13 protein-coding genes are annotated in these 14461 nt (G+C 70.0%); all 13 read left to right on the forward strand.

Going from position 1 to position 14461, the window contains the following annotated elements:
* Nucleotides 1-71: 71 nt before the first annotated feature.
* On the forward strand, nucleotides 72-1022 hold the full coding sequence (gene prmB, locus ACTJIL_RS03915) for a 50S ribosomal protein L3 N(5)-glutamine methyltransferase (protein WP_440754283.1): 951 nt from the start codon (nucleotides 72-74) through the stop codon (nucleotides 1020-1022).
* A 67-nt stretch (nucleotides 1023-1089) separates the two neighbouring features.
* Nucleotides 1090-2193 carry a chorismate synthase gene (aroC, locus tag ACTJIL_RS03920; protein ID WP_440754284.1) on the forward strand — a complete coding sequence of 368 codons (1104 nt, stop codon included), beginning with the start codon at nucleotides 1090-1092 and terminating at the stop codon, nucleotides 2191-2193.
* Nucleotides 2186-3172 (forward strand): 2-hydroxyacid dehydrogenase, encoded by a 987-nt coding sequence (locus tag ACTJIL_RS03925; protein ID WP_440754285.1) that lies wholly within the window; start codon nucleotides 2186-2188, stop codon nucleotides 3170-3172. Before aroC ends, ACTJIL_RS03925 begins: the two co-directional genes overlap by 8 nt.
* A gap of 150 nt (nucleotides 3173-3322) precedes the next feature.
* Nucleotides 3323-4339 (forward strand): aspartate-semialdehyde dehydrogenase, encoded by a 1017-nt coding sequence (locus tag ACTJIL_RS03930; RefSeq protein ID WP_440754286.1) that lies wholly within the window; start codon nucleotides 3323-3325, stop codon nucleotides 4337-4339.
* 59 nt (nucleotides 4340-4398) lie between these two features.
* Complete coding sequence (locus tag ACTJIL_RS03935; RefSeq protein WP_440754287.1) at nucleotides 4399-6240, forward strand: type IV pilus assembly protein FimV; 1842 nt, start codon at nucleotides 4399-4401, stop codon at nucleotides 6238-6240.
* 20 nt (nucleotides 6241-6260) lie between these two features.
* On the forward strand, nucleotides 6261-7049 hold the full coding sequence (gene truA / locus ACTJIL_RS03940; protein ID WP_440754288.1) for a tRNA pseudouridine(38-40) synthase TruA: 789 nt from the start codon (nucleotides 6261-6263) through the stop codon (nucleotides 7047-7049).
* Nucleotides 7050-7139: 90 nt separating this feature from the next.
* The gene (locus ACTJIL_RS03945) at nucleotides 7140-7847 is read left to right on the forward strand and encodes a phosphoribosylanthranilate isomerase (RefSeq protein WP_440754289.1); all 708 of its coding nucleotides are present in this window, start codon (nucleotides 7140-7142) and stop codon (nucleotides 7845-7847) included.
* A gap of 38 nt (nucleotides 7848-7885) precedes the next feature.
* A complete protein-coding gene (gene trpB, locus ACTJIL_RS03950) occupies nucleotides 7886-9085 on the forward strand; it encodes a tryptophan synthase subunit beta (RefSeq protein WP_440755836.1) in 1200 nt (399 codons plus the stop codon).
* A gap of 201 nt (nucleotides 9086-9286) precedes the next feature.
* Nucleotides 9287-10114, forward strand: coding sequence for a tryptophan synthase subunit alpha (trpA, locus tag ACTJIL_RS03955; protein ID WP_440754290.1), 828 nt, complete (start codon nucleotides 9287-9289; stop codon nucleotides 10112-10114).
* Nucleotides 10115-10162: 48 nt separating this feature from the next.
* Nucleotides 10163-11053: an acetyl-CoA carboxylase, carboxyltransferase subunit beta gene (gene accD, locus ACTJIL_RS03960; RefSeq protein WP_440754291.1), complete on the forward strand. Its 891-nt coding sequence runs from the start codon at nucleotides 10163-10165 to the stop codon at nucleotides 11051-11053.
* Nucleotides 11050-12411 (forward strand): phosphoglucosamine mutase, encoded by a 1362-nt coding sequence (glmM, locus tag ACTJIL_RS03965; protein WP_440754292.1) that lies wholly within the window; start codon nucleotides 11050-11052, stop codon nucleotides 12409-12411. Before accD ends, glmM begins: the two co-directional genes overlap by 4 nt.
* Before the next feature lie 152 nt (nucleotides 12412-12563).
* Entirely contained in the window at nucleotides 12564-13517 is a 954-nt protein-coding gene (locus tag ACTJIL_RS03970) for an isopenicillin N synthase family dioxygenase (RefSeq protein ID WP_440754293.1), read from the forward strand.
* Between the two features lie 177 nt (nucleotides 13518-13694).
* Nucleotides 13695-14447 carry a triose-phosphate isomerase gene (gene tpiA, locus ACTJIL_RS03975; RefSeq protein WP_440754294.1) on the forward strand — a complete coding sequence of 251 codons (753 nt, stop codon included), beginning with the start codon at nucleotides 13695-13697 and terminating at the stop codon, nucleotides 14445-14447.
* Nucleotides 14448-14461 lie beyond the last annotated feature (14 nt).

A 14461-nucleotide genomic window follows, 5' to 3' on the forward strand; every position in this document is an offset into this window, starting at 1 on the left:
AGTGCGGCAATGATAACCGCGCCACCGTTATACTTCCCGGCCCGGCTGTCCTGCCGTGCCCGTGCGCCGCCATGACCGACGAACTGCACTCGATCATCGACCTGATCCGCTACGGCGCCAGCCGCTTCAATGCGGCGGGGCTGACGTTCGGCCACAGCTACGACAACGCGATCGACGAGGCCACCCAGCTGGTCCTGCACGCCCTGCACCTGCCGCACGACCTCGGTCCGGCCTACGGGCAGGCCAACGTGACGCTGGCGGAGAAAGAAGAGGTGCTGGCGCTGTTCCTGCGCCGGATCGAGGAGCGCATCCCGGCGTCCTACCTCACCGGCGAGACCTGGTTCGCCGGCCTGAGTTTCAAGAGCGACACGCGCGCCCTGGTGCCGCGCTCGCCGATCGCCGAGCTGATCGAGGCCGGCTTCGAACCCTGGCTGGGCGGGCGCGAGGTGCGCCGTGCGCTGGACCTGTGCACCGGGTCGGGCTGCATCGCCATCGCGATGGCGCACTACAACCCGGACTGGCAGGTGGACGGGGCGGACCTGTCCGACGACGCGCTGGCGCTGGCCGCCGAGAACAAGGCGCGGCTGCAGGCCGACAACGTGAAGCTGCTCAAGTCCGACCTGTTCGCGGGCCTGTCCGGCCGCCATTACGAACTGATCGTGACCAATCCGCCCTACGTCACCAACGACGAGACCGATGCACTGCCGAAGGAATACTCCTACGAGCCGGACATGGGCCTGCGCGCGGGCGACGATGGCCTCGACCTGGTGCTCAGGATCCTGCGCGACGCGCCGCTGCACCTGAGCGAGGACGGGCTGCTGATCTGCGAGGTCGGCGAATCCGAACGCGCGCTGGTCAAGCTGCTGCCGGACGTCGAGTTCGCGTGGATCGAGTTCAAGGTCGGGCAGATGGGCATCTTCGCGGTGGAGTGCTCGGAGCTGATCGCCCACCACCCGCGTATCCGCGAACTGGCCGCTGCCCGCGAGCCGCGGCCGGCGGAGGCATCGGGCGCGCTGTTTTGAGCGCCGCGACGCTGCATGACACCCGGATTCATTCCCCTTTTCCAGGGGAAGTGACAAGCGTGGGGCGATGCGTTTGAACACCTTCGGCCACCTGTTCCGCATCACCACCTTCGGCGAGTCGCACGGGCCGGCGATCGGCTGCGTGGTGGACGGCTGCCCACCCGGCGTCGCGATCGCGGCGGACGACTTCGCCCATGACCTCGCGCGCCGCGCCACCGGCCGCACGCGCCACACCTCGGCGCGGCACGAGGACGATGCGGTCGAGATCCTGTCCGGCGTGTACGAGGGCCGCACCACCGGCACGCCGATCGCGCTGCTGATCCGCAACACCGATGCGCGCAGCAAGGATTACGACCGCATCGCGCAGCAGTTCCGCCCCGGCCACGCCGACTACACCTACTGGCAGAAGTACGGCACCCGCGACCCGCGCGGCGGCGGGCGTTCGTCCGCGCGCGAGACCACGATGCGCGTGGCGGCGGCGGTGATCGCGAAGAAGTGGCTGGCGGAGCGCCATGGCGTGCGCGTGCGCGGCCATCTCGCGCAGATCGGCGACGTGGTGCCGCGCACGCACGACTGGCGCGCGGTCGAAGGCAATCCGTTCTTCTGGCCGGACGCGGGGCAGGTTGCAGAGCTCGAGGCGTTCATGGATGCGCTGCGCAAGTCCGGTGACTCGGTCGGCGCGCGCGTCACCGTCGTCGCCGACGGCGTGCCGCCGGGCTGGGGCGAGCCGGTCTACGGCAAGCTCGATGCGGAGCTTGCCGCGGCGATGATGTCGATCAATGCGGTGAAGGGCGTGGAGATCGGCGACGGCTTCGCCTCGGTTGCCTCGAAGGGCAGCGAACATCGCGACGCAATGGCACCGGACGGCTTCCGCTCCAATCATGCCGGCGGCATCCTCGGCGGGATTTCCAGCGGCCAGCAGGTGGTGTGCTCGGTGGCGTTCAAGCCGACCTCGAGTTTGCGGCTGCCGGTGGAAGGCGTGGACGTGCAGGGCAACGCGCTGGAGATCGTCACCACCGGGCGCCATGACCCCTGCGTCGGCATCCGTGCCACGCCGATCTGCGAAGCGATGCTGGCGCTGGTGCTGATGGACCAGGCGCTGCGCCATCGCGCGCAGTGTGGCGACGTGGGCGAGGTTGCGCCGCGCATCCCGGGCCACGCCGGTGAGTGACGCGCGGCCGAAGATCTGGGTCTCGCAGCCGCTGTTCGACGACATCGTGGCGCGCCTGGACGAGTACTTCGATGTCGCCGCGACGCCCGACATCTCCGACCACGCGCCGGAAGCGATTGCCGCGGCGCTGCGCGATGCCGATGGCGCGCTGGTGACGCTCAACGACCGGATCGGCGCGGCCGAGATCGCCGGCGCGACCCGCCTGCGTGCGATCGCCAACGTGGGCGTCGGTTACAACAACCTCGACGTGGCGGCATTGCACGCGCGGGGCATCGTCGTGGCCAACACGCCCGACGTGCTGACCGAAACCACGGCCGACTTCGGCTTCGCGCTGATGCTGGCCGCCGCGCGCCGCATCACCGAGGCCGAACACTGGCTGCGCGCCGGCCACTGGCAGGGCTGGGGCTTCCACAAGATGCTCGGGGCCGAGGTGCACGGCAGCACGCTGGGCATCCTCGGCATGGGCCGGATCGGGCAGGGCATCGCCCGGCGCGCGGCCGGCTTCGGGATGCGGGTGCTGTACCACAATCGCAGCCGCCTGCCCGAGGCGGTCGAACGGGAATGCCGCGCGCGGTACGTCGATCGCGATGCGCTGCTGGCGCAGTCCGACCACCTGGTGCTGGTGCTGCCGTACGTGCCCGCAAACCACCACCTCATCGACGCCGCCGCGCTGGCGGCGATGAAGCCGACCGCGACCTTGACCAACATCGCCCGCGGCGGGCTGGTCGACGAGGACGCGCTGGCCGATGCATTGCAAAGTGGACGGCTGGCGGCGGCGGGGCTGGACGTGTTCGAAGGCGAGCCCGTGGTCAATCCGCGCCTGCTGGCCTGCCGCAACGTGGTGCTGACGCCGCATATCGCCAGCGGCAGCCTGCCCACGCGGCGCGCGATGGTGGCGCTGGCGGTGGATAATCTGGTCGCGGCGCTGGGCTATGGCCCGAATGCGGGCAAACCGCCGAGCGCGATCGCCCCGAAATAGAACCATCTGCAGGAGCGGCTTCAGCCGCGAGCTTTTTCCCGCGCCAGTCTCCGGCCGAAGAGCTTGCGGCTGAAGCCGCTCCTGCAAGGTCACATTCAAGAACACATTCGCAAGACAACAACAGGCCCGGCGGGCCGGCAGGAAGAATCGATGAGCAGGCAGTACAAGGTTGCGGTGGTGGGCGCCACCGGCGCGGTGGGCGAGGTGATGCTGGCGGTGCTCGAGGAGCGCAAGTTCCCGGTCGGCGAACTGGTGGCGCTGGCCAGCGAGCGCTCGGCCGGTGGAACGGTGAACTTCGGGACCGGCGAACTGGTGGTGCAGGACCTGGCGACCTTCGACCCGGCCGGCGTCGACATCGCCCTGTTTTCCGCCGGCGGTGCGGTCTCGAAGGAGTACGCGCCCAAGTTCGCCGCGGCCGGCGCGGTGGTGATCGACAACTCCTCGGCCTTCCGCCAGGACGCCGACGTGCCGCTGGTGGTGAGCGAGGTCAATCCGGAGGCCGCGAAGGACCGCCCGCGCGGCATCATCGCCAACCCCAACTGCTCGACAATGCAACTGCTGGTCGCGCTGGCGCCGATCCACCGCAAGGCCGGGATCGAGCGGATCAATGTCGCCACCTACCAGTCGGTGTCGGGCACCGGCCGCAAGGCGCTGGAGGAGCTCGGCCGCCAGACCGCCGGACTGCTCAACTTCCAGACGGTCGAGCCCGAGGTCTATCCGGTGCAGATCGCCTTCAACGTGATCCCGCATGGCGGCGACTTCACCGACAACGGCTATACCACCGAAGAGATGAAGCTGGTCCACGAGACCCGCAAGATCCTCGGCGACGACACCATCCGGATCAACGCCACCGTGGTCCGCGTGCCGGTGTTCTACGGCCACTCCGAGGCGGTGAACATCGAGACCCGCGACAAGCTGACCGCCGCCGAGGCGCGCCAGCTGCTGCAGGCGGCGCCGGGCGTGGAAGTGGTCGACGAGCACGTCGATGGTGGTTATCCGACGCCGGTCACGCACGCTTCGGGCAATGACGCGGTCTACGTCGGCCGCATTCGCGACGACCTGTCGCACGCGCGCGGCCTGAACCTGTGGGTGGTGTCGGACAACATCCGCAAGGGCGCGGCGCTGAACGCGGTCCAGATCGCGGAACTGGTGGCCGGTGAAGGCTGAAGCGTTGCGGATCGACGCGTGCGGCGGCTAGAGTCGGAGCCATGAACCGGGGGAAAGGCGTGACCAGGACACTGCACAAGGCGTGGCTGCCGCTGCTGGCGGTGCTACTCACCGTGCTGGCGATGCCCGCGTTCGCGTTGGGGCTGGGCCAGCTCACGGTCAAGTCGCAGCGCGGCGAACCGCTGCTTGCGGAAATCGCCATCGTTTCGAATGATCCGGGCGAACTGGAAAACCTGCAGGTGCGGCTGGCCTCGCCGGAGACCTTCGCGCGGGTGGGCCTGGAGCCGCCCAGCGGCACCGTGACCGGGCTGCAGTTCAGCGTCGCGCTGGATCCGCAGGGAAGGCCGGTGATCCGGGTCACCAGCGCCGCCCCGGTCGACGAATCGCTGCTGACGTTCCTGCTCGAGGTGGACTGGGGCCAGGGGCGCCTGGTCCGCGAATACTCGGCGCTGCTCGATGCGCCGCGGACGGTGTCCGCGCCGGCGCAGCCGCCGATCGAGGCGCCGACCGCCGCGCCCACCAACGCCATCGTCCGCGAACCTGCCGCGCAGGTGCCGGCTGCAGTGCCCGAGCCGCAGGACGCGACAGCGCCGGAAGCCGCGCAGCCCGCGACGCCGGTGGCCGCGGAGCCCGCGAGCGAGGCGACGCCGCCGTCGAATGCGATCGAACCCACCCCCGCGCCCGCACCGGCCGCGGAGGCCGAACAGCGGGCGCAGCCGGTGGCCGCGACGCCGGGTGAGTACGGGCCGGTCAAGATGGGCGACACGCTCGGCAAGATCGCGCGCTCGGTCGATGCCGAAGGCCATTCGCTGGACCAGGTGATGCTGGCGCTGCTGCGGGCCAATCCCGAGGCGTTCATCAAGGGCAACATCAACCTGGTCAAGAGCGGCGCGGTGCTGCGCATGCCCAACGCGTCCGAGCTGTCGCAGTACAACGCGCGCGAGGCGCGGGCGATCGTGCACGAACAGATCGGGCAGTGGCGCGAGATGCGCAAGCCGGCCAGCCAGCCGGCGGCTGTCGCCGCCGACGGCGCGACGGAAGCGGACGGTACCGCGGATGACGCGGCGGCCAAGGCACGCACCGCGGATGCGCGGCTCGAAATCGTACCGCCGTCCGGCAAGGACGCGCGGCAGGCAGGAACACGATCCGGCATCCAGGCCGGCGGCGAGGGCGACATGCTGCAGGAACTGCAACAGACCAAGGAAACCCTGGCGGCGCGGGATGCCGAAGTGCAGGATCTCAAGACGCGCGTGGCCGAGCTGGAGAAGCTGCAGGCTGACCAGCAGCAACTCATTGCGCTCAAGGACAACAAGCTGGCCGAGACCCAGCAGGCGCTGGCCGCGCGCCAGGCCGAGGCGGGCACGCAGGCGCAGCAGGCAGCGCCCGCCCAGGACACTGCAACGGTCTGGCCGTGGGCGATCGGCGCGCTGCTGGTGGTGGCGCTGCTGGCGTGGCTGCTGATGCGGCGCAGGTCCACCGAGCCGAAGCGCCCGGTGTTCGACACGTCGCGGCTGGCCGCGGGCATTCCGTCGCCGGTGACGACGACGGCGAAGCCCGAGGCTGCTGCTGCCTCTGCTTCTCCGGCACCTGCGGATGCCGATGCCGCGGGCTCGCCCACCTGGCATGCCGGTGGAGCGCCGGCCTCGATGGCGACACCGGCTCCCGTGTATGCGCAGCCGGTTCCCGCGCCTGCGCCTGTACCCGCCGCTCCCGCAGCGGATGAAGCGGTGGCCGAAACCGCGGAACCGGCCCCCGTCGGCCACGATCGCATCGAGCTGGCGCGCGCCTATATCGAGCTGGGCGATGTCGACACCGCGCGCGGGCTGCTGCAGGAAGTGGCCGACGGCGGCGACGCCGCGGCGCGCGGCGAGGCGGCGCGGCTGCTGCGCGAGCTGGTCTGAGCCTGCCGGCGGCGGGCCACATGCGGTACGCGCTCGGCGTCGAATACGACGGCAGTGGCCTGTTCGGCTGGCAGCGGCTGGGCAAGCCTGGCGTCGAAGCCGTGCCGACCGTGCAGCAACTGCTGGAACAGGCGTTGTCGTCGGTGGCCAACGCGCAGGTCGAGACCATCTGTGCCGGCCGCACCGACGCTGGCGTGCATGCGCGCTGCCAGGTCGTGCACTTCGACAGCGACGCGGCGCGCGAACCGCGTGGCTGGATGCTGGGCGCGACCTCGCGTTTGCCGCAGGAGGTCTGCGTGCGCTGGTGCGTGCCGGTGACCGGCGATTTCAGCGCGCGTTTCTCGGCGCGTGCGCGACGTTACCGCTACACCATCCTGAACCGCCCGATGCGGCCCGCGCTCGGCCGCCAGTACCTGTCGTGGGTGCGCCAGCCGCTCGACGCCGATGCGATGCATCGCGCGGCGCAGGCGCTGCTGGGCGAACAGGATTTTTCCGCCTTCCGCACCGTCCACTGCCAGGCGCCGCACGCGCGTCGCGACCTGCAGCGGATCGTGGTCGCGCGCGACGGCGAGTATGTGCATGTCGACGTGCAGGCCAACGCGTTCCTGCACCACATGGTGCGCAACATCGTCGGTTCGTTGCTGCTGGTGGGGCAGGGCGAGCGCCCGGAACAGTGGATCGCGGAGCTGCTCGCCGGCCGCGACCGCACGCTCGCCGGCCCCACCGCGCCGCCTGGCGGACTGGTGTTCGTCGGGCCGCTGTATCCTGCCGAGTGCGGCCTGCCGCAGGAAGTGACGCTGCCGGGCTGAACGCATCCGCCCGGCGGCACACCCCGTCGCACGCCGCCGGTGCGCTGGAGCGGTTACGCTATCGGGCCCGTCTTTCCCCGTCGCCCGCGCATGTCCCGCACCCTGTTCCGCACCCGCATCAAGTTCTGCGGCATGACCCGCGCCGGTGACGTGCGCCTGGCCAGCGAACTGGGCGCCGACGCGGTGGGTTTCATCTTCGCCGACGGCAGCCCCCGCCGGATCCATGCCAACGAAGCGCGGGCGATGCGCCAGGCGCTGGCGCCGCTGGTCGATGCGGTCGCGGTGTTCCGCGACAACGATGCCGAAGAAGTACGCGACGTGATGAAGCAGGTCCGGCCCACGCTGCTGCAGTTCCATGGCGACGAGGACGATGCGTTCTGCCGCGGCTTCGGCGTGCCTTACGTCAAGGCGATCGGCATGGGCAACGCGCTGGTGGATGATGCGGTCGCGCTGCAGGTGCGCTATCCCGGTGCCGCGGCGTTCCTGTTCGACAGCCACGGCGACGGCGCGGACGGCGGCAGCGGCCGCGGCTTCGACTGGTCGCGGATCCCGGAGGGGCTGGTCAAGCCGGTGATCCTGGCCGGCGGCATCGGCACCCACAACGTGTTCGACGCGATCCTGCGCACGCTGCCGTGGGGCGTGGATGTGTCCAGCGGCATCGAGGCGTCGCCGGGCATCAAGGACGGCGACCGCATGCGCGAGTTCGTCGGGCAAGTGCGGCGCGCCGACTGCCACGTCGAGCCGGACATCGAGGCAGGCAGCGCGGCCGCAGCCCGCGCCAATGGAATCCCGAAGTGAGCAACCAGAAGCACGCAAGCGCGCCGGCCACCGCCGCGATCGACTACCACGCCTGGCCGGACGCCAGCGGCCACTTCGGCCGCCACGGCGGACGCTTCGTCGCCGAGACCCTGATCGGGCCGCTGGAGGAACTGGCCGCGGCCTACGACGCGGCGCGCGTGGATCCGGCGTTCATCGAGGCGTTCAACAAGGATCTGGCGCATTACGTCGGCCGGCCCAGCCCGATCTACGAGGCAACGCGGCTGTCGGAACACGTTGGCGGCGCGCGCATCGCGCTCAAGCGCGAAGACCTCAACCACACCGGCGCGCACAAGATCAACAACACCATCGGCCAGGCGCTGCTCGCCAGCCGCATGGGCAAGACCCGGATCATCGCCGAGACCGGCGCCGGCCAGCATGGCGTGGCGTCGGCCACGGTTGCCGCGCGGCTGGGCCTCGAATGCGTGGTCTACATGGGCGCGACCGACATCGAACGGCAGAAGATCAACGTCTACCGCATGCAACTGCTCGGCGCGAGCGTGGTGCCGGTGACCAGCGGTTCGGCCACGCTCAAGGACGCGCTCAACGAAGCGATGCGCGACTGGGTCACCAACGTGCGCGACACCTTCTACATCATCGGCACCGTCGCCGGCCCGGATCCGTACCCGCGCATGGTGCGCGACTTCAACGCCGTGGTCGGGCGCGAGGCGCGCGCGCAGATGCTGGCCGAATACGGCCGGTTGCCGGACGCGATCACCGCCTGCGTGGGCGGCGGCAGCAACGCGATCGGCATCTTCCACGCCTTCCTCAACGACCCGGGCGTGCGCATCGTGGGCGCAGAAGCCGCGGGCGAGGGCATCGCCAGCGGCCGCCACGCGGCATCGCTGGAAGCCGGCCGCGTCGGCGTGCTGCACGGCAACCGTACCTACGTGCTGTGCGACGACGACGGCCAGATCACCGAGACGCATTCGGTGTCCGCGGGCCTGGACTATCCCGGCGTCGGCCCCGAACACGCCTTCCTCAAGGACACCGGGCGCGCCGAATACGTTGGCGTGACCGATGACGAAGCGCTCGCCGCATTCCACCTGCTGGCGAAGACCGAAGGCATCCTCGCCGCGCTCGAATCCAGCCATGCCATCGCCCAGGCCATCAAGCTGGCCCGCGACATGCCGAAGGACGCGATCGTGCTGTGCAACCTGTCCGGCCGCGGCGACAAGGACGTACACACCATCGCCGCCCGCGAAGGCATGGATCTGTGAACAGCGGAACGCCTGGCGTTCTGCTCCCTCCCCTTCAAGGGGAGGGCTGGGGAGGGGATGGGTTTCCCTCCCGCTCCAGCAAAACCCATCCCCATCCCAGCCTGTCCGGCCACGCGCAGCACGCGTGGCGTTCATCGTCGTGCGAGCCGGTGGCTCGCAAGCACTCCTCTTCACCCCCTTGAAGGGGAAAGAGCAAAACCCATGAACCGCATCGACACCAAGTTCGCCCAGCTGAAGGCCACCGGCCGCAAGGCGCTGATCCCGTTCGTCACCGCTGGCGATCCCTCGCTGGAAGCACTGGTGCCGGTGATGCACGCACTGGTGAATGCCGGCGCCGACGTGATCGAGCTCGGCGTGCCGTTCTCCGACCCGATGGCCGACGGCCCGACCATCCAGCGCAGTTCCGAACGTGCGCTCGCGCGCGGCGCCGGCCTCTCGTACGTGTTCGACAGCGTGCGTGGATTCCGCCAGCGCGATGCCGACACACCCGTGGTGCTGATGGGTTACCTCAATCCGGTGGAAGTGCGCGGCGCCGAGGGGTTCGCGCGCGAGGCCGCGGGCGCCGGCGTCGATGGCGTGCTGCTGGTCGACCTGCCGCCGGAGGAAGCCGGTGGCTTCCGCGAGGCCTTTGCCGCGCACGGCGTGGCGCTGGTGCTGCTGGCTTCGCCGACCACTACCGACGCACGGCTCGAAGCGCTGTGCGCGCAGGTGCAGGGTTATCTCTACTACGTCAGTTTCGCCGGAGTCACCGGCGCGTCGGACCAGCTCGATCCCGGGACGGCCTCGGCGCGCCTGCGCACGATCCGCGCGATGAGCCGGGCGCCGGTGGTTGCCGGCTTCGGCATCCGTGATGCCGCCAGCGCCGCCGCCATGGCCGCCGATGCCGATGGCGTCGTGGTAGGCAGCGCACTGGTGGCCGCACTGGCCGGGGCGGACGGCCCTGCGGACGCGGCGGCGCGGGCCGGCGCCTTCCTTGCGCCCCTGCGGGCGGCGCTGGACGGGGCGGGGCTGGCCGGCCCCGTGCGCTAAACTTTCACGCCTGACGCGGCCGTGGCCGCCCAAAGGCAACCTGATCGCATGTCCTGGCTGAAAAAAGTGATGCCCGCCCGCATCCGCACCGAACCCGGCGCACCGAAGAAGCGCAGCGTCCCCGAGGGGCTGTGGGAAAAGTGCGACCGCTGCGGTTCGGTGCTGTACCGGCCCGAACTCGAGGAAAACCTCGAGGTCTGCCCGAAGTGCAATTTCCACATGGCGATCCGCGCGCGGGTGCGGCTGCGGGGGTTCTTCGATGCCGGCAGCACGCAGGAAATCGGGGCCGCACTCGGCCCGACCGACGTGCTCAAGTTCCGGGACCAGAAGAAGTACGCCGACCGGATCAAGGCCGCGCAGAAGAGCACCGGCGAACGCGACGCGCTGGTGACCCTGCAGGGCACGCTCAAGCAGCAGCCGCTGGTGGCCAGCGCCTTCGACTTCGCCTTCATGGGCGGCTCGATGGGCTCGGTGGTCGGCGAGCGCTTCGCCCTTGGCGCCGAGCGCGCGCTGGAAATCGGCTCGCCGTTCGTGTGTTTCTCCGCCAGCGGCGGCGCGCGCATGCAGGAGAGCCTGTTCTCGCTGATGCAGATGGCCAAGACCTCGGCCGCACTGGCGCGCCTGCGCGCGGCCGGGTTGCCCTACATCTCGGTGATGACCCATCCGACCACCGGCGGCGTGTCGGCCTCGTTCGCGATGCTCGGCGACATCAACCTAGCCGAACCCGAGGCGCTGATCGGCTTCGCCGGCCCGCGGGTGATCGAGCAGACCGTGCGCGAAACCTTGCCGGAAGGCTTCCAGCGTTCGGAATTCCTGCTCGAACACGGCGCGATCGACCAGATCTGCGACCGCCGCGAGCTGCGCGACCGGATTGCAGGCCTGCTTGCGTTGTTGATGCGACAGCCGCAACCGGAGGACGACGTGGTCGTCGAAGCATGAGCAGGAAGTATTTCGGCACCGACGGCATCCGCGGCCGGGTCGGCGAGGGCGTGATCTCGGCCGACTTCGTGCTGCGCCTGGGCAACGCCTACGGCCATGCGCTGCGCGCAACGGTCAAGGACGCCGGCGCGGGCCAGTGGCGCCGCCCGGAAGTGATCATCGGCAAGGACACCCGGGTGTCGAACTACATGTTCGAGGCCGCGCTGGAGGCGGGTCTCGTCGCTGCCGGCGTGGACGTGCAGCTGATGGGGCCGATGCCGACTCCCGCCGTGGCGCACCTGACGCGCTCGCTGCGCGCCGACGGCGGCATCGTCATCTCCGCCTCGCACAACCCGCATTACGACAACGGCATCAAGTTCTTCTCCGCCGAGGGCGAGAAGCTCGACGACGCCACCGAACTGGCGATCGAGGCTGCGCTCGACAACCCGTTCAGCACGGTGCCGTCCGAGCAGCTGGGCAAGACCACGCGCACGCGCGATGCCGTCGGCCGCTATGTCGAGGCCTGCAAGAACTCGGTCGCGCGCAACTTCGACCTTGACGGGATGCGCATCGTGGTCGACTGCGGCCACGGCGCGACCTACCAGATCGGCCCGCTGGTGCTGCGCGAACTCGGCGCCCGCGTCGACGCGATCGGCGTGGAGCCCAACGGCCTGAACATCAACGACGGCGTCGGTTCGATGCATCCCGAGGGCCTGTCGGCGCGCGTGCGCGAGACCGGTGCCGCGCTCGGCATCGCCTTCGATGGCGACGGCGACCGGGTGCTGTTCGTCGACGGCGACGGCGTGGTGCGCGACGGCGACGACCTGCTGTTCCTGCTTGCCAGCGATTGGAAGGCCAGCGGCCGCCTGCACGGGCCGGTGGTCGGCACCCTGATGAGCAACTTCGGTTTCGAGCGCGCGCTGGGCGACGCGGGCATCGGCTTCATCCGCGCCAAGGTTGGCGACCGCTACGTGCACCAGGCCTTGCTCGAGCACGGCAGCAACCTCGGCGGCGAGGCCTCGGGCCACTTGCTGTGCCTGGACCGGGCGACCACCGGCGACGGCATCGTCAGCGCGCTGCAGGTGCTGGAGGTGCTGCACCGCCGCGGCATCACCCTCCAGCAGGGATTGCGCGGGATGGAAAAGGTGCCGCAGAAGACCGTCAACGTGCGCTACTCGAACGGCGCAAAACCGGCCGAGGCCGAAAGCGTGAAGGTCGCGCTGGCCGCGGCCCAGGCCAGCGTCGCCGGCCGCGGGCGCGCGTTCCTGCGGCCTTCGGGCACCGAGCCGGTGGTGCGGGTGACGGTCGAGGCCGACGACGCGGCGCTGGTGCAGTCGACGCTGGACACGCTGGCCGCCGCGGTCCGCGCCGCGGCCTGAGCGCGGCGCGCCACGAACGGGCAGGCATTGCCCGCCTGGACTAATCTATCGCCTGCGGCGCGGAACCGGTCTGCGCCCGACGGCGCGCATCGCGCCAACCTCCCTGCCAGGTCTTTCCCTGCGAGGGCAGGGAACCCGACAAGAGCCATCGCATGCCCGCCAAGATCCCCACGCTCGACATCCGCCGATTCACCCATCCGACCAGTCCGCAGGACCGCCAGGCTTTCGTCGGCGAACTCGGCGCCGCCTACCGCGAATGGGGCTTTGCCGGCATCCGCAACCACGGCATCGCGCAGCCGCTGATCGACGATGCCTACGCGGTGTTCAAGGCTTTCTTCGCGCTGCCGGAGGACACCAAGAAGCAGTATCACGTGCCCGGCGGCGGCGGCGCGCGCGGCTACACGCCGTTCGGCGTGGAGACGGCCAAGGGCGCCAAGCATTTCGACCTCAAGGAGTTCTGGCACATCGGCCGCGAGATCCCCGGCGACTCGAAGTACGGCGACGTGATGCCGCCCAACCTGTGGCCTTCCGAGGTCGAGGGCTTCCGCGAGAAGGGCTATGCGCTGTACCAGGCGCTTGACCAGCTTGGTGCGCAGGTGCTCGCGGCGCTGGCGCTGCACATCGGCCTGCCGGAGCACTGGTTCGCCGACAAGACCGATTCGGGAAATTCGATCCTGCGCCCGATCCACTACCCGCCGATCACCGCCGACGATATCCCCAACGAACGCGCCGGCGCGCACGAGGACATCAACCTGATCACCCTGCTGGTCGGCGCCAGCGCCGCCGGGCTGGAAGTGAAGTCCAGGGAAGGCGAGTGGGTGCCGTTCACCTCCGACGCCGACACCATCGTGGTCAACATCGGCGACATGCTGCAGCGCCTGACCAACCACGTGTATCCCTCGACCACCCACCGCGTGGTCAACCCGCCGGGCGAACAGGCGCGCCAGCCGCGCTATTCGGTGCCGTTCTTCCTGCACCCGAACCCGGACTTCCTGATCGACGTGCTGCCATCGACGATCAGCGCCGACAACCCGAGTCGCTATCCCGAGCCGATCACCGCACAGGGCTACCTCGAGGAGCGGTTGCGCGAGATCAAGCTGAAGTAGTCCCGGGAGCCCCGCATCCCCTGCAGGAGCGGCTTCAGCCGCGAGCTTTTCCTAATCGGGGTTTCCGGAAAAGCTCGCGCCTGAAGCCGCTCCTACAAAAAGCTTGCCGAGCTCGGCGGGGGCCGGCTTCGAGCCCCATCGGCTATCCTTGTGCGCCTTTTCCACAGGAGTCGCCCGATGCGTCGCAGGATCGTAGCCGGAAACTGGAAGCTGCATGGCAGCCGCGCCTTCGCCACCGAACTGCTTGGCGGCGTGGCCGCCGGCTTGCCGGTTGCGGGGGTCGATGTCGTGGTGCTGCCGCCGCTGCCTTACCTGGGCGACCTGATCGAGGATTTCGAGGGTCGCGGCATCGGCTTCGGCTCGCAGGACGTGAGCTGCAACGAGAAGGGTGCCTACACCGGCGAGGTGTCCGCGGCGATGATCGCCGACGTCGGCGCGACCTACGGCCTGGTGGGCCACTCCGAGCGTCGCCAGTACCACCAGGAGGACAGCGAGCTGGTGGCACGCAAGTTCGTCGCCGCCAAGGCCGCCGGGCTCGTGCCGATCCTGTGCGTGGGCGAGACCCTGCAGCAGCGCGAGGCGGGGCAGACCGAATACGTGATCGCCGGCCAGCTCGAGCCGGTCTTCGAGCTGGCCGGACCCCGGGCCCTGGAGGGCGCCGTGGTGGCCTACGAGCCGGTCTGGGCGATCGGGACCGGCCGGACCGCCACCCCGGAGCAGGCGCAGGCCGTGCACGCGTTCATCCGTGGCGAGGCCGCGGCGCGCGATGCTACAATCGCCGGCTTGCTACCGCTGCTGTATGGCGGCAGCGTGAAGCCCGACAACGCGGCCGAGCTGTTTGCCCAGCCCGACGTGGATGGCGGGCTGATCGGCGGGGCCTCGCTCGTTGCCGCCGATTTCCTGGCCATCGCCAAGGCGGCGGCTTCCTGAACCCATCGAGCGGT

Source organism: Luteimonas sp. 22616 (assembly GCF_052044325.1).
Lineage (GTDB): Bacteria > Pseudomonadota > Gammaproteobacteria > Xanthomonadales > Xanthomonadaceae > Luteimonas.

What these genes read in the sequence shown, in the direction of transcription:
- trpA (WP_440754290.1), top strand. Translation starts at nt 9,287, where the DNA reads ATGAACCGCATCGACACCAAGTTCGCCCAGCTGAAGGCCACCGGCCGC.
- accD (WP_440754291.1), top strand. Translation starts at nt 10,163, where the DNA reads ATGTCCTGGCTGAAAAAAGTGATGCCCGCCCGCATCCGCACCGAACCC.
- prmB (WP_440754283.1), top strand. Translation starts at nt 72, where the DNA reads ATGACCGACGAACTGCACTCGATCATCGACCTGATCCGCTACGGCGCC.
- glmM (WP_440754292.1), top strand. Translation starts at nt 11,050, where the DNA reads ATGAGCAGGAAGTATTTCGGCACCGACGGCATCCGCGGCCGGGTCGGC.
- truA (WP_440754288.1), top strand. Translation starts at nt 6,261, where the DNA reads ATGCGGTACGCGCTCGGCGTCGAATACGACGGCAGTGGCCTGTTCGGC.
- ACTJIL_RS03945 (WP_440754289.1), top strand. Translation starts at nt 7,140, where the DNA reads ATGTCCCGCACCCTGTTCCGCACCCGCATCAAGTTCTGCGGCATGACC.
- tpiA (WP_440754294.1), top strand. Translation starts at nt 13,695, where the DNA reads ATGCGTCGCAGGATCGTAGCCGGAAACTGGAAGCTGCATGGCAGCCGC.
- ACTJIL_RS03970 (WP_440754293.1), top strand. Translation starts at nt 12,564, where the DNA reads ATGCCCGCCAAGATCCCCACGCTCGACATCCGCCGATTCACCCATCCG.
- ACTJIL_RS03930 (WP_440754286.1), top strand. Translation starts at nt 3,323, where the DNA reads ATGAGCAGGCAGTACAAGGTTGCGGTGGTGGGCGCCACCGGCGCGGTG.
- aroC (WP_440754284.1), top strand. Translation starts at nt 1,090, where the DNA reads ATGCGTTTGAACACCTTCGGCCACCTGTTCCGCATCACCACCTTCGGC.